The sequence below is a fragment of the Streptomyces sp. NPDC057616 genome (genome assembly GCF_042800575.1).
In the GTDB taxonomy this organism is placed as follows: Bacteria; Actinomycetota; Actinomycetes; order Streptomycetales; family Streptomycetaceae; genus Streptomyces.
This window is the reverse complement of sequence record NZ_JBHVGU010000004.1, coordinates 205,148-228,245: the sequence shown is the minus strand read 5'-3', so window position 1 is coordinate 228,245 and position 23,098 is coordinate 205,148. Positions and strand designations below refer to the sequence as shown.

21 protein-coding genes and 1 pseudogene are annotated in these 23,098 nt (G+C 72.2%); 8 read left to right on the top strand and 14 right to left on the bottom strand.

The window, feature by feature from the left end; all coding sequences use genetic code 11:
- Positions 1–224 precede the first annotated feature (224 nt).
- The 3 genes from ACFU97_RS06435 to ACFU97_RS06425 are packed head-to-tail and all read left to right on the top strand — an operon-like array spanning position 225 to position 3,304.
- Positions 225–878, top strand: coding sequence for a bifunctional DNA primase/polymerase (locus ACFU97_RS06435; RefSeq protein WP_384251692.1), 654 nt, complete (start codon positions 225–227; stop codon positions 876–878).
- Positions 879–914: 36 nt separating this feature from the next.
- A complete protein-coding gene (locus ACFU97_RS06430; protein WP_384251689.1) occupies positions 915–1,706 on the top strand; it encodes an ABC transporter ATP-binding protein in 792 nt (263 codons plus the stop codon).
- Positions 1,703–3,304: a transporter gene (locus ACFU97_RS06425; protein WP_384251687.1), complete on the top strand. Its 1,602-nt coding sequence runs from the start codon at positions 1,703–1,705 to the stop codon at positions 3,302–3,304. Before ACFU97_RS06430 ends, ACFU97_RS06425 begins: the two co-directional genes overlap by 4 nt.
- Before the next feature lie 106 nt (positions 3,305–3,410).
- On the opposite strand, the gene ACFU97_RS06420 is transcribed toward ACFU97_RS06425, so the two are convergent.
- Positions 3,411–4,286, bottom strand: a complete 876-nt coding sequence (locus ACFU97_RS06420; RefSeq protein WP_384251684.1) for an alpha/beta fold hydrolase — start codon at positions 4,284–4,286, stop codon at positions 3,411–3,413.
- Between the two features lie 516 nt (positions 4,287–4,802).
- Positions 4,803–5,495: a metal-dependent transcriptional regulator gene (locus tag ACFU97_RS06415; RefSeq protein ID WP_384251682.1), complete on the bottom strand. Its 693-nt coding sequence runs from the start codon at positions 5,493–5,495 to the stop codon at positions 4,803–4,805.
- Between the two features lie 227 nt (positions 5,496–5,722).
- On the opposite strand from ACFU97_RS06415, the gene ACFU97_RS06410 reads away from it, so the two are divergent.
- Positions 5,723–6,478: an SIS domain-containing protein gene (locus tag ACFU97_RS06410; protein WP_384251680.1), complete on the top strand. Its 756-nt coding sequence runs from the start codon at positions 5,723–5,725 to the stop codon at positions 6,476–6,478.
- A 67-nt stretch (positions 6,479–6,545) separates the two neighbouring features.
- Here the strand turns inward: ACFU97_RS06410 and ACFU97_RS06405 are convergent, their stop codons facing one another.
- From ACFU97_RS06405 to ACFU97_RS06390, 4 genes and pseudogenes are all read right to left on the bottom strand, one after another.
- Positions 6,546–7,964: a PAS domain-containing protein gene (locus ACFU97_RS06405; protein WP_384251677.1), complete on the bottom strand. Its 1,419-nt coding sequence runs from the start codon at positions 7,962–7,964 to the stop codon at positions 6,546–6,548.
- A 133-nt stretch (positions 7,965–8,097) separates the two neighbouring features.
- Positions 8,098–8,535, bottom strand: coding sequence for a GNAT family N-acetyltransferase (locus ACFU97_RS06400; RefSeq protein ID WP_384251997.1), 438 nt, complete (start codon positions 8,533–8,535; stop codon positions 8,098–8,100).
- Positions 8,536–8,594: 59 nt separating this feature from the next.
- A pseudogene (locus tag ACFU97_RS06395) lies at positions 8,595–8,738 on the bottom strand (RidA family protein); the annotation flags it as partial.
- 315 nt (positions 8,739–9,053) lie between these two features.
- A complete protein-coding gene (locus ACFU97_RS06390) occupies positions 9,054–10,154 on the bottom strand; it encodes a citrate synthase 2 (protein ID WP_384251674.1) in 1,101 nt (366 codons plus the stop codon).
- A gap of 269 nt (positions 10,155–10,423) precedes the next feature.
- On the opposite strand from ACFU97_RS06390, the gene pdxH reads away from it, so the two are divergent.
- Entirely contained in the window at positions 10,424–11,092 is a 669-nt protein-coding gene (gene pdxH / locus ACFU97_RS06385; RefSeq protein ID WP_384251672.1) for a pyridoxamine 5'-phosphate oxidase, read from the top strand.
- Here the strand turns inward: pdxH and ACFU97_RS06380 are convergent.
- From ACFU97_RS06380 to ACFU97_RS06345, 8 genes are read right to left on the bottom strand one after another with little or no spacing between them, the layout of a single operon-like run.
- Positions 11,082–11,717 carry a TetR/AcrR family transcriptional regulator gene (locus ACFU97_RS06380; protein ID WP_384251670.1) on the bottom strand — a complete coding sequence of 212 codons (636 nt, stop codon included), beginning with the start codon at positions 11,715–11,717 and terminating at the stop codon, positions 11,082–11,084. The two genes, pdxH and ACFU97_RS06380, sit on opposite strands and share 11 nt — an antisense overlap.
- A gap of 42 nt (positions 11,718–11,759) precedes the next feature.
- A complete protein-coding gene (locus ACFU97_RS06375; protein WP_384251667.1) occupies positions 11,760–12,494 on the bottom strand; it encodes an enoyl-CoA hydratase family protein in 735 nt (244 codons plus the stop codon).
- Entirely contained in the window at positions 12,491–14,068 is a 1,578-nt protein-coding gene (locus tag ACFU97_RS06370) for a 4-coumarate--CoA ligase family protein (protein WP_384251664.1), read from the bottom strand. Before ACFU97_RS06370 ends, ACFU97_RS06375 begins: the two co-directional genes overlap by 4 nt.
- A 20-nt stretch (positions 14,069–14,088) precedes the next feature.
- Positions 14,089–15,228, bottom strand: a complete 1,140-nt coding sequence (locus ACFU97_RS06365; RefSeq protein WP_384251661.1) for an acyl-CoA dehydrogenase family protein — start codon at positions 15,226–15,228, stop codon at positions 14,089–14,091.
- Positions 15,225–17,090: a biotin carboxylase N-terminal domain-containing protein gene (locus tag ACFU97_RS06360; protein WP_384251658.1), complete on the bottom strand. Its 1,866-nt coding sequence runs from the start codon at positions 17,088–17,090 to the stop codon at positions 15,225–15,227. Before ACFU97_RS06360 ends, ACFU97_RS06365 begins: the two co-directional genes overlap by 4 nt.
- Before the next feature lie 29 nt (positions 17,091–17,119).
- Complete coding sequence (locus tag ACFU97_RS06355; RefSeq protein ID WP_384251656.1) at positions 17,120–18,760, bottom strand: acyl-CoA carboxylase subunit beta; 1,641 nt, start codon at positions 18,758–18,760, stop codon at positions 17,120–17,122.
- Positions 18,715–20,397, bottom strand: a complete 1,683-nt coding sequence (locus tag ACFU97_RS06350) for an acyclic terpene utilization AtuA family protein (protein WP_384251654.1) — start codon at positions 20,395–20,397, stop codon at positions 18,715–18,717. Before ACFU97_RS06350 ends, ACFU97_RS06355 begins: the two co-directional genes overlap by 46 nt.
- Positions 20,394–21,188: a TIGR03084 family metal-binding protein gene (locus ACFU97_RS06345; RefSeq protein WP_384251651.1), complete on the bottom strand. Its 795-nt coding sequence runs from the start codon at positions 21,186–21,188 to the stop codon at positions 20,394–20,396. Before ACFU97_RS06345 ends, ACFU97_RS06350 begins: the two co-directional genes overlap by 4 nt.
- A 103-nt stretch (positions 21,189–21,291) precedes the next feature.
- On the opposite strand from ACFU97_RS06345, the gene ACFU97_RS06340 reads away from it, so the two are divergent.
- Genes ACFU97_RS06340 through ACFU97_RS06330 form a run of 3 tightly spaced genes read left to right on the top strand, consistent with a single transcriptional unit; the run spans position 21,292 to position 23,087 of the window.
- Positions 21,292–22,152, top strand: a complete 861-nt coding sequence (locus tag ACFU97_RS06340) for a Scr1 family TA system antitoxin-like transcriptional regulator (RefSeq protein ID WP_384251649.1) — start codon at positions 21,292–21,294, stop codon at positions 22,150–22,152.
- On the top strand, positions 22,112–22,303 hold the full coding sequence (locus tag ACFU97_RS06335; RefSeq protein WP_384251646.1) for a DUF397 domain-containing protein: 192 nt from the start codon (positions 22,112–22,114) through the stop codon (positions 22,301–22,303). The genes ACFU97_RS06340 and ACFU97_RS06335 overlap by 41 nt, the downstream gene beginning before the upstream one ends.
- A 43-nt stretch (positions 22,304–22,346) precedes the next feature.
- A complete protein-coding gene (locus tag ACFU97_RS06330) occupies positions 22,347–23,087 on the top strand; it encodes a class I SAM-dependent DNA methyltransferase (protein ID WP_384251643.1) in 741 nt (246 codons plus the stop codon).
- Positions 23,088–23,098 lie beyond the last annotated feature (11 nt).

Below are 23,098 nucleotides of genomic sequence, written 5' to 3'. Positions count from 1 at the left end.
GCCGTGAAGATCAATGCCCCGGTGCCGTACGTAAAATGCGAGGCTTGCGCGGATTGCCGGGGTAAAGCCTGATGCCAACCCCGCATGTGGCTACCCAGATCCCGCGGGGGTTCCTCCCGCGCGCCCCCGCACATGCACCCATGCGCCCCAGCCGTGGAATCGATGCTCCTCCCCCGCGCGCGATACGGCCGTAACCCGAGGTGGGTGCGGGAGTTGAGTTCATCGTGGAAGAGACGATCGCGGGAACCGAAGCCGCTCAGATTCCGAAGCAGCGCGGGGATTCGCTGCTGGAGACCGCCGTACGCTACGCCGAGGAGCGCCACTGGGACGTCTTCCCCGGCACCTGGCTGGAGGCCGTCGACGGGGTGCAGCACTGCTCCTGCTCCGTCCCCGCGTGCGCCGCACCCGGGGCGCACCCGGCGCGCGAGGACTGGGCGACGCTGGCCACGGGCAGCGCGACCGTCGCCCGCCGGATGTGGCAGAAGCAGCCGACGGCGTCGATCCTGCTGCCGACGGGCCGTACGTTCGACGCGATCGAGGTGGCGGAGAGCGCGGGCTTCCTGGCCCTGGCGCGCATGGAGCGCATGGAGCTGACGCTCGGCCCCGTGACGGTCAGCCCCAACCGGCGCATGCACTTCTTCGTGCTGCCCGGCGCGGCCGTGAAGGTGCCCGAACTGGTGCGCAAGCTGGGCTGGTCGCCGGCCTCGCTGGACCTGGTCGCGCTCGGCGAGGGGGCGTACGTGGCCGGGCCGCCCACCCGCTTCGGCTCGCGCGGCGCCGTGCAGTGGGCCTGCCGTCCGACCCCCGCCAACCGCTGGCTGCCCGACGCCGAGGAACTGATCTCCCCCCTCGCCTACGCCTGCGGACGCGACCGCTGACCTCCCGTCCGGGGCCGAACCCCTAGGGTTTCCCGCATGACAGAGGGAAATGAGGTCGCTGCCGCCGCTGTGCGCGTGCGAGGGCTCTGGAAGCGGTTCGGGCAGCAGGTCGCCGTCGCCGGGATCGATCTCGAGCTGCCGGCGGGCAAGTTCATCGGTCTGGTCGGGCCCAACGGCGCCGGGAAGACCACCACTCTCTCCATGGTGACGGGCCTGCTGCGGCCCGATCAGGGAAGTGTCGAGGTCGTCGGGCACGACGTCTGGCAGGACCCCGCCGCGGTCAAGGCGCGGATCGGGGTGCTGCCGGAGGGCCTGCGGCTCTTCGAGCGGCTCTCCGGGCGTGAACTGCTCGCCTACAGCGGGCGGTTGCGCGGGCTGCCCGGCGCCGAGGTCGACAAGCGGGCCACCCAGCTGCTCGACGTGCTCGACCTGGCCGGCGCCCAGCACAAGCTCGTCGTCGACTACTCGACGGGCATGCGCAAGAAGATCGGCCTCGCGGCCGCGCTCCTCCACAATCCCGAAGTGCTCTTCCTGGACGAGCCGTTCGAGGGCGTCGACCCGGTGTCCGCCCAGATCATCCGCGGGGTGCTCGAGCGGTACACCGCCTCGGGCGCCACCGTCGTCTTCTCCTCCCACGTCATGGAGCTCGTGGAGTCGCTGTGCGACTGGGTGGCCGTCATGGCCGCCGGCCGCATCCGCGCCCACGGCCCCCTCGCCGAGGTGCGCGGCGAGGCGGCCTCGCTCCAGCAGGCGTTCCTCGAACTCGTCGGGGCGGGCGGCCGCGACACCGGCTCCGACCTCGACTGGCTGGGCGGCGGGGCCCGATGACGACCGAAGCGAACATCACCCCCGTCGTCGTACGGCTGAAGCTGTCGCTGCTGCGCAACGGCCTCAAGCAGTCCGGCGGGCGGCGGGCCGCCTACATCGTGTCGGCCGTGGCCGTGGTGCTCTTCGGGGCGCTGCAGCTGCTCGGGCTGATCGCGCTGCACGGCAACCCGCACGCCCTGTCCGTGGTCGCCCTCCTCGTGGCCGTCCTGGCGCTGGGCTGGGCCGTGATGCCGCTGTTCTTCCCGAGCGGCGACGAGACCCTCGACCCGACCCGCCTGGTGATGCTGCCGCTGCGGCCAAGGCCGCTGGTGCGGGCGCTGCTCGCGGCCTCACTCGTGGGCATCGGACCGCTGTTCACGCTGCTCCTGCTGACCGGTTCGGTGGTCGCGGTCGCGCACGGCGGCGCGGCCTACGCCGTCGGCGTCGTGGCCGTCGTCCTCGCGCTGCTGGTCTGCGTGGCGCTGGCGCGTGCCGTCGCCGCCGCCAACATCCGCCTGCTGACCAGCCGCAAGGGCCGTGACCTGGCGGTGCTGAGCGGACTGGTCATCGCGATCGGGGCGCAGCTGGTCAACTTCGGTGCCCAGCACCTGGGTTCGTCCGGCCTCTCGCAGCTCGACCCGGTGGCCGACGTGCTGAAGTGGGTGCCGCCCGCGTCGGCGATCGGCGCGGTCCGGTCGGTGAGCGAGGGCTCGTACGGTGCCGCCTTCGCACAACTGGCCCTGAGCGCGGCCGCGTTGTTCGCCCTGATCGCCGTCTGGTCGCGCCACCTGACCAAGTTGATGACCTCGCCCGACGGCTCGACGCTCCAGGCCGCCACCGACCGGCCCGGCACCCGTGAGCGCTCCGCGGGCGGCCTCGCCCGGCTGCTGCCGGCCGGCCGCACCGGCACGGTCATGGAGCGCAGCCTGCGCTACGTGTGGCGCGACCCCAAGACCAAGGCCGCCTGGGTGACCTCGCTGGCGATCGGCGTCATCGTGCCGGTGTTCAACGCCCTCCAGGGCACCGGCTCGATCTACTTCGCCTGCTTCGCCGCCGGAATGCTCGGCATCCAGATGTACAACCAGTTCGGGCAGGACACCTCCGCGTTCTGGATGGTCGCCACGACGATCTCCTCGCCGTACGACGCCTACGTCGAGCTGCGCGGGCGGGCGCTGGCTCTGCTGGTGATCACCCTGCCGTACGCCACCCTCGTCACCGTCCTGACCACCGCGATGCTCGGCGACTGGCCCCGGCTGCCCGAGGTGCTCGGCCTGTCCTTCGCGCTGCTCGGCGCGATGCTCGCCACCGGCGCCTGGACCTCCGCCCGCTTCCCGTACTCCATCCCGCAGGAGGGCTACAAGAACGTGGCCCCCGGCCAGACCGGCCTCGCCTGGATCTCCATCTTCGGCGGCATGATCTCCGCGGCCCTGCTGTGCTCACCGGTCATCGTGGCGGCGATCTGGGTCAACGTCGCGAGGGACGGCGACCGGTGGGGCTGGCTCCTCCTCCCGCTGGGCGCGGCCTACGGCGTCGCCCTCACCTGGTCCGGCCTGCGCCTGGCCGCCCCCCGCACGGCGGCCCGCCTGCCGGAGATCCTCACGGCGGTGAGCAAGGGCTGACGGCACCTGCAGGTTGCGGCCTTGGGGGCGCGGGGAACGGCGCGAGAAACCACAACGCACCGGCACCCGCCGACCCAGCCGAACCCCCCACCCCGCCAGGCGCCCGCTAAGCCCCCCGCACCGCATCGAGAAACGGCTCAATCGCGGCCCGCCACCCCTCCGGCTGGTCGTAGTGCACCAGGTGCCCCGCATCGGCGACCTCCGCGTACTCCCCGCGCGGCAGCACCCGCACCATCTCCTGAGCCTCCGCCCGCCCCAGCTCGCCGTCCAGCCCCCGCACGACCAGCGCCGCGCACCGCACCTGTGCCAGCTCCTCCCAGTGCGCGTCGTACACCCACGTCTCCCGCGACTTCAGCATCTGGTCGGGCACGAACACCGGCCGCCAGCCGTCGGCGGACTCGTGCATCACCTCGGCGTAGAACTCCCCCCGCGCTGCGTTCGGCCGCTCCACCCACGGGTCGTCCTCACCGAACCACTTGCGTACGTCGGCCAGTGTGGCGAACGGCACCGGCCACGCCTCGAACCACGCCGACCACTCCCGCTGCGAGGCCGCGCCCAGCGCCGACGCCCGCATGTCGCAGATGATCACGCCGTGCACCAGGTCGGGACGGGCCGCGGCGAGCTGCCAGGCGGTCAGCGCGCCCATGGCATGGCCGATGAGGACGGCCGGGGCGAGGCCGAGCTGCTCCAGGGCGGCCTCGGCGTCCTGGACGTAGGCCTCGCGCGTGAAGGCGGCCCGCGGGGGCTTGTCGCTCTGGCCGTGACCGCGCTGGTCGAGCGCGACCGCACGGTGCCGCTCGGAGAGCCAGCGGGCGGTGGACGCCCAGTGCGAGGCGCGGCCCATCAGGCCGTGTAACAACAGCACGCCCGGGGTGTTCTCGCCCGTCGTGCCGTCCGCCTGATCGGTCTTGGGCGGGTCGCCGAACTCCCAGGCCGCGAGGCGTACCCCGCCGGCCCCGGTCACGTCGATGCGTCGCGCCATGGTTCTGGTACCCCCCTGGCTCCGTGAACCGTGTCCTGCCGTTGCCTGCGGAGAGCGGTCACTGCGCGCCACTCCCCAGCGCACGTCCCGCGTGACCGTCCTCGCAGGCTATCGAATGGTTATTCGAAAATGCTGTATCTGCGAGCAACACCCCTCGTACGAGTGACCTCGCCGCAGGCATGATCGCCGCCGCCGAGGGGAGATCTTCTGCGGGGAGCGGACCGCTCGGGGAAAACGGTCCGTGGGGATGACCCTGGGAGCTCGGGGCTCAGGGTCAGCACTGGGGAGGACAGGCCCCGGCGCCGTAAGGCGCCGGGGCCCTCCACACGTCTGCGGCACATCCTCCCGCCCCTCCGGTCATATGCCTCACGCGACAGCCTTGCACGCGATACGTCCGAGCGCTCGCAATTTCAGCCACCGGCTCCTCGCGTCGAGGAGATTGCGAGGAAGCCCGTACGACACCTCAAATACCCCTGGAACAACGGAGGTTGACAGTTTCCCGGGGTCCGGCCAGGGTCAGCGCTTGGCGACGAACACGTGCGAGGCGACGTCCGACTCCAGCTCGGCCGCCTCGCCGCCGCTGCCCACCAGCACACCGCCGGCCGACTCCGTCACGCTCACCACCGAACCGGGCTGCACACCCGCCCGCCGCAGCGTGTACATCAGCTGCGCGTCCGTCTGGATCGGCTCGCCGATCCGGCGCACGACGACCGTCTTGCCGTCGGAGCCCGGGTCGAGGTCCGCCAGCGAGACCATGCCCTCGTCCAGGAAGGGGTTCGCGCCGTCCTTCTCGCCCAGCTCCTCCAGGCCCGGGATCGGGTTGCCGTACGGCGACTCGGTCGGGTGGCGCAGCAGCTCCAGCACGCGCCGCTCCACGGCCTCGCTCATCACGTGCTCCCAGCGGCACGCCTCGGCGTGCACCTGCTCCCACTCCAGCCCGATCACGTCGACCAGCAGACACTCGGCGAGGCGGTGCTTGCGCATCACGCGCGTGGCGAGGCGGCGGCCCTCGTCCGTGAGCTCCAGGTGACGGTCGGTGGCGACGGACACCAGGCCGTCACGCTCCATCCGCGCCACCGTCTGGCTGACGGTCGGCCCGCTCTGGTCCAGCCGCTCGGCGATCCGGGCCCGCATGGGCACCACACCTTCCTCCTCCAGCTCGAGGATGGTGCGGAGATACATCTCCGTGGTGTCGATCAGTCCGGACATACATGCCCCTCGGTGAGATCTGCCGGAAGCAACGACGGCTTACCGGCGCGTGCGCTGGCCCTGGATCCAATTCTGACGCATACCACTGACAAGCGTGCCGCGCCGGGAAAAGGGAGGCCCCGGCCACCTGTGCCACGGGGCCCCCACCACCGTATTGACACGGCACTGGTCCAGACCGCACGGTGATCCGCGACACAGACACCCGACGCCGTACCGGAAGGGCCCGCATGAGCGACGGCAAACTGGCCGACCAGTTCTTCGACGCCGCGATCGATCTCCTGCGCCGGGTCCGGGACGAGGAGACGGAGTCCATCACGGCGGCCGGCACCCTGCTCGCCGACACCGTCACCGAGGGCGGACGGCTCTTCGCCTTCGGCGCCGGGCACTCCTCGCTCGCCGCGCAGGACGTCGTCTACCGCGCGGGCGGCCTCGCCCTGATGAACCTGCTCACCGTGCCGGGCGTCGTCGGCGTCGACGTCCTGCCCGCCACCCTGGGCTCCGCCCTGGAGCGCGTGGACGGCCTCGCGAGCGTCGTCCTCGAATGCTCCCCGCTGCGCGCGGGCGACGCCCTGGTGATCATCTCCCTGTCGGGCCGCAACGCCCTCCCCGTGGAGATGGCGATGAAGGCGCGCGAGCTCGGCGTGAAGGTCATCGGCGTGACCTCGGTCGCGTACGCGACGCGGACGAGCTCCCGGCACGTCTCCGGCACCTATCTGCGCGACCACTGCGACGTCGTCCTGGACTCGAAGATCGCCGTCGGCGACGCGACCCTCGCCCTGGACTCCGTGCCGGCCCCCTTCGCCCCGGCGTCCACCGTCGTCACCAGCGCGATCCTCCAGTCGGTCATGGCCACGGCGGCCGGCGCCCTCGCCGACCGCGGCATCGAGCCCCCGCTCCTGCGCTCGGGCAACGTCGACGGCGGCCACGAGTGGAACGCCCAGGTGATGAAGGAGTACGGCGACCGGATCTTCTACCAGCAGTAGGCGCACCGGACCTGGTCAGCCGGCCGGGTCCCACGGTCCTGCCACCCGGCCGGGGTCCGCGGCCCTGTCACCCGGCCCGGCCGTCCCGCCCGCTCGTGACGCCCGCCAGATCGAGCGCCGCCGCGATCCGCACGGCCACGTCCTCCGCGTACGCCGCGTCGGACCGCTCGAAGGAACTGCGCCCACCGCCGCGCAGAAACGTCACGACACCGAGCGTCCGCCCGCGGCTGCGCAGCACCGCGCACAAGGCGTGCACCGTGTCCGCGGGCCACTGCCGCGCCACCGCCCACTCCCGCGCCTGCTCGGCCGGCACCGCCCCCACCGTCGCCCGCACCGACCCCGTCCGCTCCACGCACTGCAGCGCCGGATGCCCCTGCGCATACCGCACCGGCAGCCCCGCCTGCCCGGTGATCTGGCTCGGCCCCGGCGCCCCGGACGGCGTCGCCGCGACCCGCACCAGCCGTACGGGACCGCCCTCGCCGTCGGCCACGGCACCGCCCGCGACCCGGTCGATCAGCGCGTGATCGGCGAACCCGGCGAGCGCGAAGTCCAGATGGATCGTCGCCGCCTCCCCCGGGTCCTCGCTCTCCGCGGCGGCCCGCGCCGCCCGGTGCAGCTGATTGGCGCGGAACCGCAGCTGCGCCGCCTCCTGCTCGCCCTGCTTGCCCGCCGTCACGTCCACGAAGAGCCAGGCGACACCCAGCGGCACCGGCTCCTCCGCCAGCGGCGAGGCCAGCCGGACGAAGCCGCAGCGCCAGCACCGGCGCTGCTCGCCGTCCGCCGTCCGCACGCTCACCCAGATCTCGGCCGGCGCGGGCGGCGCACCCTCCGCGAGCACATGCGTGAGCGCGCTCTCCAGCTCCTCCACGCCCTGGGCCAGCAGCTCGCCCAGCGGACGGCCCAGCGCGGACGTACGCCCTATGCCGAGCGCCCGCGCGGCGTGCGCGTTCACCACGGCGGGCCGCAGATCGGCGTCGACCAGCACCACACCCCAGCTCGCGTCCTCGAACAGCGCCTCGCTCAGCGCGATCGACCGCTCCAGGTCGATCTGCGCGTGCACCTCGCTGAAGGCGCAGTACACGCCCGCGGGCTTGCCGTCGGGCCCGCGTACCGCGGCGGACTGCGTGCGCACCAGCACCCGCCCGCCGTCCTTCGTCAGCAGCGCGAACTCGTGCACCTGCCGTCCGGGGGCCTCCATGGCGGACATCAGCCGCCCCTCGACCTCCTGGGCGTCCGCCTCGCGCACCGCCCATCCGGCGAACCCGTGCCGCCCGACCGCCTCGGCGGCCGTCCAGCCGAGAATCCGCTCGGCCTCGCGGTTCCAGTGGGTCACCACACCGCCGGCGTCGAAGGCACACAGCGCCGCGTCCATCCCGTCGAGCAGCGCGGCCAGCAGATCGGAGCCGTCAGGGCCCGCCGGACCCACCGGCTCGGGCTCGTCCGGCCCCAGCTCGTCGGTGGTCCCACTACGCCGGGAAGCACTCACCTGGACCCCCTGCCAAGCTGCGTCCGCACCTACAGCGCGTCGGTTCGCTCACTTGCAATCATCCAACCTGAACGTGACACAGCACACACCGAGTTCCCCAAGATTGAAGGAATCGTTGCAACACCGGCCACTCCTATGATCCGGCGTCCACCAGCCGAAGATCAATCCACAGATCGTTCCCGCCGTCGAGCACATACCGGTCGACCTCGACGAACCCCTGCTTTTCGGCAAAGCGCAGGCCGTCCTCGTTGACCGCCAGCACGCATGTCTCGACCACGCCTGCCCCCAGGGAGCGCGCGTAAGCGAGTCCGTTGCGGTAGAGCGCCGTGCCGAACCCCCGGCGCCGGTACGCGGGCAGCACGCGCGCGATGACGGTCGCCACCGCGTCGGCGCCGGCGGGCGGGCGCACGGTGGAGCAGCCGACGAGCTCGTCACCGGCATAGGCGTTCTCCAGCCGGTACCGCCCGGCCCGCTCCCGCGCCTCGTCCACCGACATCGCCGCCGGCGGCACGATCACGTTGTGCACGTACCGCCACTGCTCGAGCATGGCGTCCCCGGCCACCGGCTCCATGCGCAGCCCGCTCACGACGGCTCCCCCTGCCGCCGCGCGTGCACCTCGATCTCGACTCCGACATCGGCGAACCCGCACCCGGCCTCGTGGTCGAACCCGGTGGTCCGGGAGACATGCACCCGGTCCCCGTCCACCACGGCCCGCGCGTACCCGATCCGCTCCTCGAAGTCCGACCCACTGAGAATCGCCCGTCGCTGCGTCATGCGCGAAACGCTAGGTCACGGGTCTGCGGCAAAAAAGTGGTTGATCGTGCGCGCAGTGGTTCCTAGGGTGTGGCGTACACGAGAAGGGAGGTGGTTCGGCAGATGTATGAATACCGGACGCGTGAGGTGGCTGCGGGCTAGCGGCTCGTCACCACATCCAGTGCGGTGCCGGACCAGCACGTGAAAGAAACGTGCAGCCGGCCCAATCCCAGCAGTCACCCGACCCGCGAGCTCGCCGGTACGTCCGGCCGGCTCTTCCGCCGAGGCGGAGGAACCGAGCTCGCGGGTCGTCTGCGTTTCCAGGGGGCGCGGCGCTCAGTGCGCGATGCCCTCGTATCCCGCGATCTCCTGCGGCGCCCGCGACGCCGGGCCCACGTACCGGGCCGACGGCCGCACCAGCCGTCCCGTCCGCTTCTGCTCCAGGATGTGCGCCGACCAGCCGGCCGTGCGGGCGCAGGTGAACATCGAGGTGAACATGTGTGCCGGGACCTCGGCGAAGTCGAGGACGATAGCCGCCCAGAACTCGACGTTGGTCGCGAGGACCCGGTCGGGGCGGCGGGCGTGCAGCTCCTCCAGCGCCGCCTTCTCCAGCGCCTCGGCCACCTCGAAGCGCGGAGCGCCCAGCTCACGGGCGGTACGCCGCAGCACGCGCGCGCGGGGGTCCTCGGCGCGGTAGACGCGGTGCCCGAAGCCCATCAGGCGCTCGCCCTTGTCCAGCGCGTGCTTGACATAGGCCTCGGCGTCCCCGGTCCGCTCGATCTCCTCGATCATGCCGAGCACGCGCGAGGGCGCGCCGCCGTGCAGCGGCCCGGACATCGCTCCCACGGCGCCCGAGAGCGCGGCGGCGACGTCCGCACCCGTCGACGCGATGACACGCGCCGTGAAGGTGGAGGCGTTCATGCCGTGCTCGGCGGCGGAGGTCCAGTAGGCGTCGACGGCCGCTACGTGCTTGGGGTCGGGCTCGCCCCGCCAGCGGATCATGAAACGCTCGGTGATCGAGTGGGCCTTGTCGATCTCCTGCTGCGGGACCATGGGCCGGCCCTGCCCACGGGCGGACTGGGCGACGTAGGACAGCGCCATCACGGCCGCCCTGGCCAGGTCCTCACGGGCCTGCTCGGCGTCGATGTCCAGCAGGGGTTTCAGTCCCCACACCGGCGCCAGCATGGCCAGCGCCGACTGCACGTCCACGCGGATGTCGCCGGAGTGCACGGGGATGGGGAAGGGTTCGGCGGGCGGCAGACCGGGATTGAAGGCGCCGTCGACGAGCAGCCCCCAGACATTGCCGAACGAGACGTGACCGACCAGGTCCTCGATGTCGACGCCCCGGTAGCGAAGGGCGCCGCCCTCCTTGTCCGGTTCGGCGATCTCCGTCTCGAACGCGACGACTCCCTCGAGTCCGGGTACGAAGTCGGACATCAGGCGGCTCCTCGTGATGTGTACGGCGGATAGGCACGACAGAAGGGGCGGCCCGCCGGCGGATCCCCGGCCGCTTCGTGCGACTCGTGGTCCTGGGTGGCCAGGGTGGTGATGCCCCGTACGACCGGCCGCTCAACCAGAACGGACCAGCACGATATCCCCGAGTGCCAGTTTTGGGGAGACTTCGCGGCACTGAGTGCCACGTCCGACTCTCCCATCATGACGGACGCTCCTGCGGACGGCATGCGGGCATACGGCAAGATGACCGCGTGACCGACCGAGACGCCGTCCCCCTCGACCCCGCCGCGATGCGCAGGCAGTACCGGGCCGAGGGTCTCGCCGAGACCGACCTGCCCGCGACGCCGGTGGCCCAGTTCGCGCGCTGGTTCGAACAGGCCGCGACGCAGGCCCACCTCTTCGAGCCGAACGCGATGGTCGTCTCCACCGCCGATGCCGAGGGCCACCCCAGCTCGCGCACCGTGCTGCTGAAGAGCTTCGACGACCAGGGCTTCGTCTTCTACACCAACTACGGCTCCCGCAAGGCCGCCGACCTCGCGCAGAACCCGTACGTCTCGCTGCTCTTCCCCTGGCACCCGATGGCACGCCAGGTCATCGTCTCGGGTGTCGCCCGGCGCACCGGCCGTGACGAGACGGCCGCCTACTTCCGCACCCGCCCGCACGGCTCGCAGCTCGGCGCCTGGGCCAGCGCGCAGTCGACGGTGATCTCCGGGCGCGACGAACTCGACGCGGCGTACGCCGAGCTGGCCGCGCGCTACCCCGAGGGCGAGAAGGTCCCGGTCCCGCCGCACTGGGGCGGCTTCCGGGTCGCTCCGCGGTCGGTTGAGTTCTGGCAGGGCCGCGAGAACCGGCTGCACGACCGGTTGCGCTACGTCGCGCGGGCGGACGGCGGCTGGCAGGTGGAGCGGCTCAGTCCCTGAGGCCGTCCGCGGCCGCGCCCCGGTCCTGGAGCGCCTCGTCCAGCAGCGTCGCCCACTGCGCCACCACCCGTTCCCGTCGGCCGCCGTCGTCGGTGAGCAGGTTGGCCAGGCCGAGGCCGCGGGCCATGTCCAGCAGGCCCTGGACGGTTTCGCGGACGCCGGGGCGGGACTCGTCGGCGGCGAGGAGGTCGACGGCTATGCGGTGGGTCTCGCGGCCGACACGGGCCTCCAGCTCGGTGACGCGGGGGCGCAGCTGTTCCTCGTTGGAGGCGGCGACCCACAGGTGGAGCGCGGCCCGGAACAGGGGGCCCGTGTAGAGGTCGACGAGGGCGCCGACGACGGCCCGGCGATCGCCGCAGGGGCCGTCGGGGAAGAGGGCGCGCATCGCGGTGGAGCGTTCCTCGGCGACGTATTCGACCGCCGCCGTGAAGAGGTCCTCGCGGGTCGGGAAGTGGTGCTGGGCGGCGCCGCGGGAGACGCCGGCGCGTTCGGCGACGACGGAGACCGTGGAGCCGGCCCAGCCGTGTTCGGCGAGGCAGGCCACGGCTGCCTCCAGGAGCCGCTGCCGGGTGGCCCGGCTGCGGTCCTGCTTGGGCACACGGTCGACCGAGGTCACGCCGGCCATCTCACAGCGTCCATGTCGTGGCGTCCCTCTCTCGGAGCCGTCTCACAGCACCCATGACGGGTCCCGTCGTTCCAGGAAGGCGGTCATTCCCTCGCGGGCCTGCGGGGAGGCGAACAGCCGGGCCGAGAGCGCGGTGAGATCGGCCGCGTCACGGTCGAATGTCTCGAGCACCTTAGCCGTGAGCAGCGACTTCGTCTCGGCCAGCCCCTCGGGGGCGGACCGGCGCAGGCCGTCGAGGATCGGGGCGAGGGCCTCGTCGGCGTCGTCGCCCGCGACCGTCACCAGGCCGATGCGGGCGGCCTCCGCCGCGTCGAAGCGCTCGCCGGTGAGGTAGTAGCGGGCCAGTGCGCGGGGGTCGGTGCGGGGCAGCAGGGGCAGGGAGATGACGGCGGGGGCCACGCCGATGCGGACCTCGGTGAAGGCGAAGGTCGAGGCAGTGGAGGCCGCCGCGATGTCGCAGGCCGCGAGCAGGCCGAGGCCGCCCGCCCGTACGTGCCCGGTGACCCGGGCGACGACGGGTTTGGGCAGGGCGACGATCTGCCGGAGCACGCCCACGAGGGCGTCCGGGTGCGGCGGGTCGCGCAGGTCGGCGCCCGCGCTGAAGGTGTTGCCGGAGTGGGTGAGGACGACGGCGCGTACGTCGGTGTCCTTGGCGCACTCGGTCAGCGCGTCCGCCAGTTCTTCCACGAGTGCCGCCGACAGCGCGTTGCGGTTGACGGTGGAGTCGAGGCTGAGCGTCTCGATGCCGCGTGCGCGGGTGCGTCCGACCAGGGTCACGTCTGCTCCCTCAGGGCCCGCAGTTCGCGGCGCAGGATCTTCCCGGAGGCGGCCCGGGGGACGCCGTCGATGAAGGTGACCTGGCGGACGCGCTTGTAGGGGGCGACGCGTTCGGCGACGTACATCATGACCTCTCCCTCGGAGAGGCCGGCCGCGTTCGGCTGGCGCACCACGTACGCGTGCGGGACTTCGTTGTGGTCCTCGTTGTAGACGCCGATGACGGCGGCGTCGGCGATGCCGGGGTGGGTCAGCAGGAGGGCTTCGAGTTCGGCGGGGGCCACCTGGAAGCCCTTGTACTTGATGAGTTCCTTGACCCGGTCGACGACGAACAGCCAGCCGTCCTCGTCGGTGTGGCCCACGTCCCCGGTGTGCAGCCAGCCGTCGGGGTCGATCATCTGGGCGGTGGCGTCGGGGCGGCCGAGGTAGCCCTTCATGACCTGGGGGCCGCGGATGAGGATCTCGCCGGACTCGCCGGCGGGCAGGTCCTTGTCGGGGTCGTCGAGGGAGACGATGCGCATCTCGGTGCCGGCGATGAGCTTGCCGACGGTTCCGGGCGGTGCGTCCCGCATGGCCTCCAGCGGGACGACGTGGGTGCCGGGGGACAGTTCGGTCATGCCGTAGGCCTGGCCGACGGGCGGCAGGCCGAGGCGCTGGGAGCAGGCGGCGGCGAGGGCGGCGTCCAGGGGTGCGGCGGCGCTGACGATGTGGGTCAGCGACGAAAGGTCGTACTGGGCGACCAGCGGGTGCTTGGCGAGGGCCAGCACGATGGGTGGGGCGACGAACAGGCCGGTGATGCGGTGGTTCTGGATGGCCGCGAGGAAGGTCTCCAGCTCGAAGCGCGGCAGCACGACGACCGTGGCGCCCTGCCTGAGGGGCGCGTTCATCAGGGCGGTGAGGCCGTAGATGTGGAAGAAGGGCAGGACGGCGAGGATGCGGTCGCCGGGGCGGGCCGGGATGAGCGGTTCGAGCTGGGCGAGGTTGGTGGCGATCTGGCGGTGGGTGAGCATCACGCCCTTGGGGATGCCGGTGGTGCCGGAGGAGTACGGCAGGGCGGCGACGTCCTCGGCGGGGTCGATGTCGACCTGGGGTTCGGGCGCGGCGGAGGCCAGCATGTCGATCAGCGAGCGGTGTCCGTGCGCGCTGTCGCAGACGAAGATCTCCTGGACGCCGCCGGCGAGTTCGGCGGCCCGGCGGGCGGTGTCCAGCAGCGGCGAGACGGTGACGATCCACCGGGCCGCGCAGTCCTTGAGCTGCTTGCCGAACTCCTCGGCGGTGGCCAGCGGGTGCACGGTGGTGACGGAGGCGCCCGCGCGGGTGGCGGCGTAGAAGGCGGTCGGGAAGGCGATGGTGTTGGGGCTGTGCAGGGCCAGCACGTCGCCCTTGCGCACGCCCGCCTCGGCGAGCGCGGCCGCGATGCGCCGGTGGAAGCGGTCGAGTTGTTCGTACGAGAGGGTGGTGCCGTCGGTCCCGTCGATCAGGGCGGGCCGGTCCCCGAACTCGGCGGCCCGGCCCAGGACCGCCTCGTGGATGGGGAGTTCGAGGGGCGGGACGTCGGCGTACTCGCTGCGGAACACGGTTCCTCCAAGGCGACGGCCTAGTACGACTTGGGCAGACCCAGGGTCTGGTGGGAGACGTAGTTGAGAATCATCTCCCGGCTCACCGGAGCAATACGAGCCACACGGGAGGCTGTTATCAACGAGCCGAGCCCGAATTCGCGGGTGAGGCCGTTGCCGCCGAGGGTGTGCACGGACTGGTCGACCGCCCGCACGCACGCCTCTCCGGCCGCGTACTTGGCCATGTTGGCGGCCTCACCGGCGCCGATGTCGTCCCCGGCGTCGTAGAGGTGGGCCGCCTTCTGCATCATCAGGCGGGCGAGTTCGAGATCGATGTGGGCCTGGGCGAGGGGGTGCGCGATGGCCTGGTGGGCGCCGATGGGGGTCTTCCAGACCTGGCGGTCGCGCGCGTACTCGACGGCGCGGGCGAGGGCGTAGCGGCCCATGCCGATCGCGAAGGCGGCCGTCATGATGCGTTCGGGGTTGAGGCCGGCGAAGAGCTGCAGCAGGCCCGCGTCCTCGTCGCCCACGAGGGCGTCGGCGGGCAGCCGTACGTCGTCGAGGGTCAGCTCGAACTGCTTCTCCACGGCGCTCAGTTCCATGTCGATCGCGCGCCGGTGGAAGCCCTCGGCGTCGCGCGGGACGATGAACAGGCACGGCTTGAGGTTGCCGGTGCGGGCGTCCTCGGTGCGGCCGACGATGAGGGTGGCGTCCGCGATGTCGACGCCGGAGATGAAGACCTTGCGGCCGCTGAGCAGCCAGTCGCCGGTGTCGGGGTCACGGCGCGCGGTGGTGGTGATGCGGTGGGAGTTGGAGCCGGCGTCGGGTTCTGTGATGCCGAAGGCCATGGTGCGGGTGCCGTCGGCGAGGCCCGGCAGCCAGGCCTGCTTCTGGCTGCCGGTGCCGAAGCGGGCGATGACGGTGCCGCAGATCGCCGGGGACACGATCATCATCAGCAGGGGGCAGCCGGAGGCGCCCAGTTCCTCCAGGACGATGGAGAGTTCGGCGATGCCGCCGCCTCCGCCGCCGTACGCCTCGGGCAGGTTGACGCCGAGGTAGCCGAGTTTGGCGGCCTCGGCCCAGAGGGCTTCGCGGTCGTAGTCGCGGCCGTGGCGTTTGCCGAGGGCGGCGACGGCCGCGCGGAGGGCCTTGTGCTCCGCGGTTTCCAACGTGGCGCTCACTGGTCCTCCTGAGAGACCTCGACTACGGCGAGTAGGGCACCCACGTCGACCTGGGCACCGCGGACGGCGTGCAGCGCCGTGAGCGTGCCGGTGACCGGCGCGGTGATCTTGTGCTGCATCTTCATGGCCTCCAGCCACAGCAGCGGCTCTCCGGCCTGTACGGCGGCTCCCGCGGCCAGGCCGTCGGCGATCTTCACGACGGTGCCGGGCATGGGGGCGAGCAGGGTGCCGGGGGCGTGCTGGGCGGTGGGGTCGGGGAAGCGGGGCAGGGCGGTCAGCGCGGTGGCGTTGACGTACACCTGGTCGCCGTAGCGCGTGACCTCGAACTTCCGCTGCACGCCGTCCACTTCGAGGACGACGAGGCCGGGCGTGGCCGTCACCACGCGTACGCCGTCCGCCTCCAGGCCCGCGCGGGTGTGCCGGTAGCGGACCTCGTGCTCCTCGCCGGCGGTCGTGTACCGCCTGACCTGCGGCTGGGAGGGCAGGTTGCGGTAGCCGCCGAAGCGGGAGGCGCGGGTGCGCGCGTCGGCGAGGGCGGCGGCGAGCGGGGCGTGGGGGTCGGGGGCCGGTTCGGTCAGTTCGGCGAGGTGGCGGTCGTAGAAGCCCGTGTCCATGCCGGCCCCGGTGAACTCCTTGTGCCGCAGGGAGCGGACGAGGAGGTCGCGGTTGGTGACCGGGCCGTGGATCGTGGCCCGTTCCAGGGCTCCCGAGAGCCTGCGGACGGCCTCCGCGCGCGTGGGGGCGTGGGCGATCACCTTGGCGAGCATGGGGTCGTAGTGGACGCCGATGGCGTCACCGTCGCCGTAGCCGGTGTCCAGGCGGACGTCGCCGGGGACGGCGAGGCGGTGCAGGGTGCCGGTCTGCGGGGCCCAGTCCGCCGCCGGGTCCTCGGCGTACAGGCGGGCCTCGATCGCGTGGCCACGCGCGCGTGGCGGGTCGGTCCCGAGGGCGTGGCCTTCGGCGACGCGGATCTGCTCGGCCACCAGGTCGAGGCCGAACACGGCTTCCGTGACGGGGTGTTCGACCTGGAGGCGGGTGTTCATCTCCAGGAAGTGGGCGGTTTCGGCCGCGGAGACGAGGAACTCGACGGTGCCGGCGCCGACGTAGTCGACGGCCCGGGCGGCGCGTACGGCCAGCGTGTGCAGCTCGTCCCGGAGCTCGTCGGAGAGGCCGGGTGCGGGCGCCTCCTCGATCACCTTCTGGTGGCGCCGCTGCAGGGAGCAGTCGCGGGTGCCGAGCGCCCACACCGTGCCGTGGGTGTCGGCGAGGACCTGCACCTCGACGTGCCGGCCGCCCTCCACGTACGGCTCGACGAAGACCTCGCCGTCGCCGAAGGCGCCGGCGGCCTCGGCCCGGGCGCCCTCCAGCGCGCCGTCGAGGTCCGCCAGGGCGCGCACGATCCGCATGCCGCGCCCGCCGCCGCCCGCGGCGGCCTTCACCAGCACCGGCAGGTCGGACGCGGTGACCCGGTCCCGGTCCAGTGAGGGGATGCCCATCAGCTGCTTGGCCCGGGTCTTGGACGCCATCGCCTCGATGGCCTCGGGCGGCGGCCCGATCCAGACCAGTCCGGCGTCGAGGACGGCGCGGGCGAAGTCGGCGTTCTCGGAGAGGAAGCCGTAGCCGGGGTGGACGGCGTCCGCGCCGGAGGCGACGGCCGCCTTCACGATCAGGTCGCCGCGCAGGTACGTCTCGGCGGGCGCGGCGCCCGGCAGCCGTACGGCCGTGTCGGACACGCGCGCGTGGAGCGCGTTCTCGTCGGCGTCGGAGTGCACGGCTACCGTTCGGATGCCCAGTTCGCGGCAGGTCCTGAAGATCCGGCAGGCGATCTCGCCGCGGTTGGCGACGAGCACTGAAGTGATCACAGAGGCTCCTGTTGTCGTCATGTGATCCCTCACATCCGGAAGACGCCGAAGCCGCCGCGTGCGCCCTCGAAGGGCGCCGTGTGGACGGCGGACAGGCACAGGCCGAGGACGGTGCGGGTGTCGCGCGGGTCGATGACGCCGTCGTCGTACAGCCGCCCGGACAGGAACTTCGGCAGCGACTCGGACTCGATCTGTTGCTCCACCATGGCGCGCAGCCCGGCGTCCGCCTCGTCGTCGTAGGGCTGTCCCTTGGCGGCCGCCGACTGGCGGGCGACGATCGACAGGACGCCGGCGAGCTGCTGCGGGCCCATGACGGCGGACTTGGCGCTGGGCCAGGCGAACAGGAAGCGCGGATCGTAGGCCCGCCCGCACATGCCGTAGTGCCCGGCTCCGTAGGAGGCGCCCATCAGCACCGACAGGTGCGGGACCCGGCTGTTGCTGACCGCGTTGATCATCATCGCGCCGTGCTTGATGATGCCGCCCTGCTCGTACTCCTTGCCGACCATGTAGCCGGTGGTGTTGTGCAGGAAGAGCAGCGGGATGTCGCGCTGGTTGGCGAGCTGGATGAACTGGGCGGCCTTCTGCGACTCCTCGCTGAAGAGCACGCCCCGGGCGTTGGCGAGGATGCCGACGGGATAGCCGTGCAGGGAAGCCCATCCCGTCGTCAGGCTGGTCCCGTACAGCGGCTTGAACTCGTCGAAGTCGGAGGCGTCGACGATCCGGGCGATCACCTCGCGCGGGTCGAAGGGGACCTTGAGGTCCCCGGGGACGATGCCGAGGAGCTCGTCCTCGTCGTACTTGGGGCGTGCGGCGGGGCCCGGGTCCTCGTACGCCTTGCGGTGGTTGAGGCGGGCGACGACACGGCGCGCCTGCCGCAGGGCGTCCGGCTCGTCGACGGCGAAGTAGTCCGCGAGGCCCGATACGCGCGCGTGCATCTCGGCGCCGCCCAGCGACTCGTCGTCGCTCTCCTCGCCGGTGGCCATCTTCACCAGGGGCGGGCCGCCGAGGAAGACCTTGGCGCGCTCCTTGACCATGATCACGTGGTCGGACATGCCGGGGATGTACGCGCCGCCGGCCGTCGAGTTCCCGAAGACGACGGCGACGGTGGGGATGCCGGCGGCGGACAGCCGGGTCAGGTCGCGGAAGATGGCGCCGCCCGGGATGAAGATCTCCTTCTGGGAGGGCAGGTCGGCGCCGCCGGACTCGACCAGGCTGATGCAGGGCAGCCGGTTGGCGAGCGCGATGTCGTTGGCGCGCAGGGCCTTCTTCAGCGACCAGGGGTTGCTGGCGCCGCCGCGCACGGTCGGGTCGTTGGCCGTGATCAGGCACTCGACGCCCTCGACGACCCCGATGCCGGTGACGAGCGAGGCGCCCACGGCGTAGTCGCTGCCCCAGGCGGCGAGCGGGGACAGCTCCAGGAAGGGCGTGTCCGGGTCGAGGAGCAGCTCGATGCGCTCGCGGGCGAGCAGCTTGCCCCGCCCCCGGTGCCGCTCGACGTACTTCTCGCCGCCGCCCGCGAGCGCCTTCGTGTGCTCGGCGTCGAGGTCGGCGAGCTTGGCGAGCATGGCCTCGCGGTTCGCGCGGTAGTCGGAACCGGCCGTGTCCAGGCCGGAGTTGATCACCGTCACAGCAGATCCTCCGGGATGTCCAGATGGCGGGAGCGCAGCCATTCGCCGAGGGCCTTGGCCTGCGGGTCGAAGCGGTGCTGGGCGGCGACACCGGCGCCGAGGATGCCCTCGACGACGAAGTTCAGCGCGCGCAGGTTCGCCAGGACGTGCCGTACGACGCCCAGCTCGGCCGTCTCCGGCAGCAGTTCACGGAACCGGTCGACGGTCAGGGTGTGCACCAGCCACCGCCAGGCCGCGTCCGACCGCACCCACACCCCGACGTTGGCGTTCCCGCCCTTGTCGCCGCTGCGGGCGCCCGCGACGAGACCGAGCGGGGCACGGCGCACCGGCCCGTCCGGCAGCGGCTCGGGAGCCTCCGGCTCCGGCACGTCGTCGAGTACGAGGCTGTCGCGGGCCGGGGGCACGACGATCCGGCGCCCGTCGTCGAGCACCGCGGCATGTTCCACGTCGCCCTGGGGGACGTGGACGGCCTCGAAGACGCCGTAGGGCGCGCCCTTTCCGGGCGGCGCCAGTACATGGAAGCCCGGGTAGCTGGCGAGGGCCAGCTCGATGGCGGCGCCGCTCAGCGGCCGGCCGACGACCGCCTGGTCCGGGTCGCGCACCACGAGCCGGAGCACGGCGCTCGCGGTCTCCTCGGTCGTGGCGTCGGCCCGGTCGGTGCGGACGAGGTCCCAGCGCACCTCGGCGGGCGGCGACTTGGCGAGCGCGTCGGTCATCTGCTCGCGCACCAGGGCCGCTTTGGCCTCGATGCCGAGGCCGGTGAGGACGAAGGTGACCTCGTTGCGGAAGCCGCCGAGGCGGTTGAGGCCGACCTTGAGGGTCGGCGGTGGGGCCTCGCCGCGGACGCCCTCGATGCGGACGCGGTCGGGTCCGTCCTGGGTGAGGCGGATCGAGTCGAGGCGGGCGGTGACGTCGGGACCGGCGTACCGGGCGCCGCCCGTCTCGTACAGGAGCTGCGCGGTGACCGTGCCGACGTCGACGAAGCCGCCGGTGCCGGGGTGCTTGGTGACGACGCAGCTGCCGTCCTCGAGGACCTCGGCGAGCGGGAAGCCCGGCCGGCGCAGGTCGTGCGCCCGCTCCCCGAAGAACGCGTAGTTGCCGCCGGTCGCCTGCGCCCCGCACTCCAGGACGTGTCCGGCGACGACGGCGCCCGCGAGCCGGTCGTACTCCCCCGGCTGCCATCCGAAGTGCGCGGCGGCGGGCCCGGTGACCAGGGCCGCGTCGGTGACCCGGCCGGTCACGACGACGTCCGCGCCGGCCCGCAGGCACTCGGCGATCCCGAAGCCCCCGAGGTAGGCGTGGGCGGCGAGGCTGCCCGGGTGGTCGGCGGTGAGGTCGTCGCCCTCGACGTGTGCGACGCGCACGGGGATGCCGAGCCGGTCGGCCAACTGCCGTACGGCGGCGGCGAGTCCGGACGGGTTGAGGCCGCCGGCGTTGGTGACGATGCGGACGCCGCGCTCGTGCGCGAGCCCGAGGCACTCCTCCAGCTGGCGCAGGAAGGTGCGGGCGTAGCCGGCGGCGGGGTCCTTCAGGCGGTCCCGGCCCAGGATCAGCATGGTGAGTTCGGCGAGGTAGTCGCCGGTGAGGACGTCGAGTTCGCCGCCGGTGAGCATCTCGCGCAGGGCGTCGAAGCGGTCGCCGTAGAAGCCGGAGGCGTTGCCGATGCGCAGGGTCGTCATACGGCGCCTCCCTTGGGCGCACGGCCCTCGCCGGGCGGTCCGGCGAAGGCCTGGGCGATGTCCAGCCACTGGTCGGCGTCCTCGCCCACGGCCTCGACGGCGAGGTCGGACCGGTGGGCCCGCTGGGTGACCAGGAGGCAGAAGTCGAGGGCGGGGCCGGTGACGCGGTTGTCGGCGTCCTCCGGGCCGTACGTCCACAACTCACCCGAGGGGGCGGTCAGTTCGATACGGAACTCCTCGAACGGCACGGGCAGTCCGCGCACGCCGAAGGCGAAGTCGCGGGTGCGGACGCCGAGGCGGACGATGTGCCGCAGCCGGTCGGTGGGGGTGCGCTCCACGCCCAGCACCTCCGCCACGTCCCCTCCGTGGGCCCAGGTCTCCATGAGGCGGGCGGTGGCCATGGACGCGGTGGCCATGGGTGGGCCGTACCAGGGGAAACGGGCGCCCTCGGGGGCGGCCCGCAGCGCGTCGGCCAGTGCCGTGCGCCCGGCCCGCCAGTCCGCGAGCAGCTGCGCGGGCGGCTTGGCGGCGCCCTCCGCCGCGCCGTTGTCGACGAAGTCGCCGGGCTGCGCGAGCGCCTTCTCGACCTCGCGGGAGAAGGCGTCCTGGTCCGTCACGGCCAGCACGGAGTGGTGGTCGGTCCAGGCGAGGTGCGCGATCTGGTGCGCGACGGTCCAGCCGGGCGCGGGGGTCGCGAGCGCCCACTGCTCCGGGCTCAACTCGGCCACGATGCGGTCGAGTTCCTCGCTCTCCGCGCAGAGATCGTCGATCACGGGCGTCGGGTCAGCCATGGCCCGAGCATGGCAGCGGCACCAGAAACAATCAAGCGTGCTTGCATTAATTTGTTTTCCACAGGCTGTCACCTGTGCGCGGTCGGGTGGCTACGCTCAGTGAGTGGAGGTGGTGGCCGTGCATATCCGCGAACTTGATCCCAGCGGGTCTCCCCTGGACTACTACGGCTACGAGCTGCGGCGGGCGAGGGAGGCGGCGGGCCTGACCCAGCAGGCGCTGGGGTCGATCGTGTTCTGCACGGGGTCCCTGATCGGCCAGATCGAGACGACGCTACGGGTGCCGACGCGGGAGTTCTCCGAACGGGTGGACGCGGCGCTGGGGACGGACGGGACGTTTTCGCGTCTTGTGGGGTTGGTACTGCGCAGCCAGCTGCCGAGCTGGTTCCAGCCGTTCGCGGAGCTGGAGGCGAGGGCGGCGTACATCTCCACCTTTCAGGCGCAGTTGGTCGACGGGCTCCTCCAGACGGAGAGGTATGCCCGCGCAGTCCTGGGTCTCCGTGACGACAGGGAGCTCGAATCGAAGGTTGCGGCACGTCTGGACCGACAGCGCGTGTTGAACCAGGAGCGTCCCCCGACGACTTGGGTCGTACTCAGCGAGGCGGTACTGCACCAGGAGGTCGGCGGCCGAGGCGTCATGCAGGACCAACTCGCCCATCTGTTGGCCATGCGCAAGCGGCCATGGGTGAAGGTGCAGGTGCTCCCGTTCGAGGCAGGCGCGCACACCGGGATGATGGGCTCGTTCGCCCATCTGCGCTTCAACAACGACCCCGACATCATCTACACCGAGGACTTCATCCAGGGGCACATGACGGCCAATCCGGACGCTATCCGGGAAGGGTCGGTCCGTTACGATCAACTGCAGGCCGCAGCGCTCTCCGTGGAGGATTCCGCGGCCCTGATCGCCCGCGTGATGGAGGAGCGTTATGGGAGTCAACCCGAGCCTGCCGGGCGCGATATGGCGTAAGTCCTCGTACAGCGGCGACACGGGGGGCCAGTGCCTGGAAATCGCCGTCCTCCGTCCCCACATAGGCATCCGGGACTCCAAGAACCCCGCCGGAGGTGTGGTGACCGTTTCCCGCGGAGCGTTCTCCGTGTTCGTGCGTGCCCTCCGCTGAAAAAGCAGACGCGCTGAGGCGCCGCCGGCAGTACGGTCCTCCGGTGATCGATGCAGACGGCTATTTCGGAGAGTCCGTGGCCGCGGGGTACGACGAGTCGTCGGCCGAGATGTTCACCGCGGAGGTCGTGGAGCCGGCCGTAGACCTGCTGGCGGAGCTGGCCGGGGACGGGCGGGCCCTGGAACTGGGCGTCGGCACCGGCCGGATCGCCTTGCCCCTGTCGGCCCGCGGAGTCGACGTGCACGGGATCGACATGTCCCGCGCGATGGTGCAGCGGCTGCGGGCCAAGCCCGGCGGGGACGCGATCGGCGTGACGATCGGGGACTTCGCGACGGCCGAGGCGGAGGGCGAGTTCTCGCTCGCGTACCTGGTGTTCAACACGATCTCGAACCTCACCACGCAGGACGCCCAGGTCGACTGCTTCCGCAATGTCGCACGCCACCTCAGGCCCGGTGGGCGCTTCGTCGTCGAGGTCGGGGTGCCCGACCTGCGGCGGCTGCCGCCGGGGCAGAACGCCGTGCCGTTCCACGTGAGCGAGGGACGTCTCGGCTTCGACGAGTACGACGTGGCGAGCCAGGCGATGACCTCGCACCACGTACGGGTGCGGGACGGCCGTACCGAGTACCTGTCCGTGCCCTTCCGCTACGTCTGGCCGTCCGAGCTCGACCTCATGGCCCGGCTGGCCGGGATGCGGCTGGTCCACCGGTGGGACGGCTGGACCCGGGAGCCGTTCACGAGCGAGAGCCGGCAGCACGTGTCGGTGTGGGAGAAGCCGGCCGACTGAGCCTCCCGCGC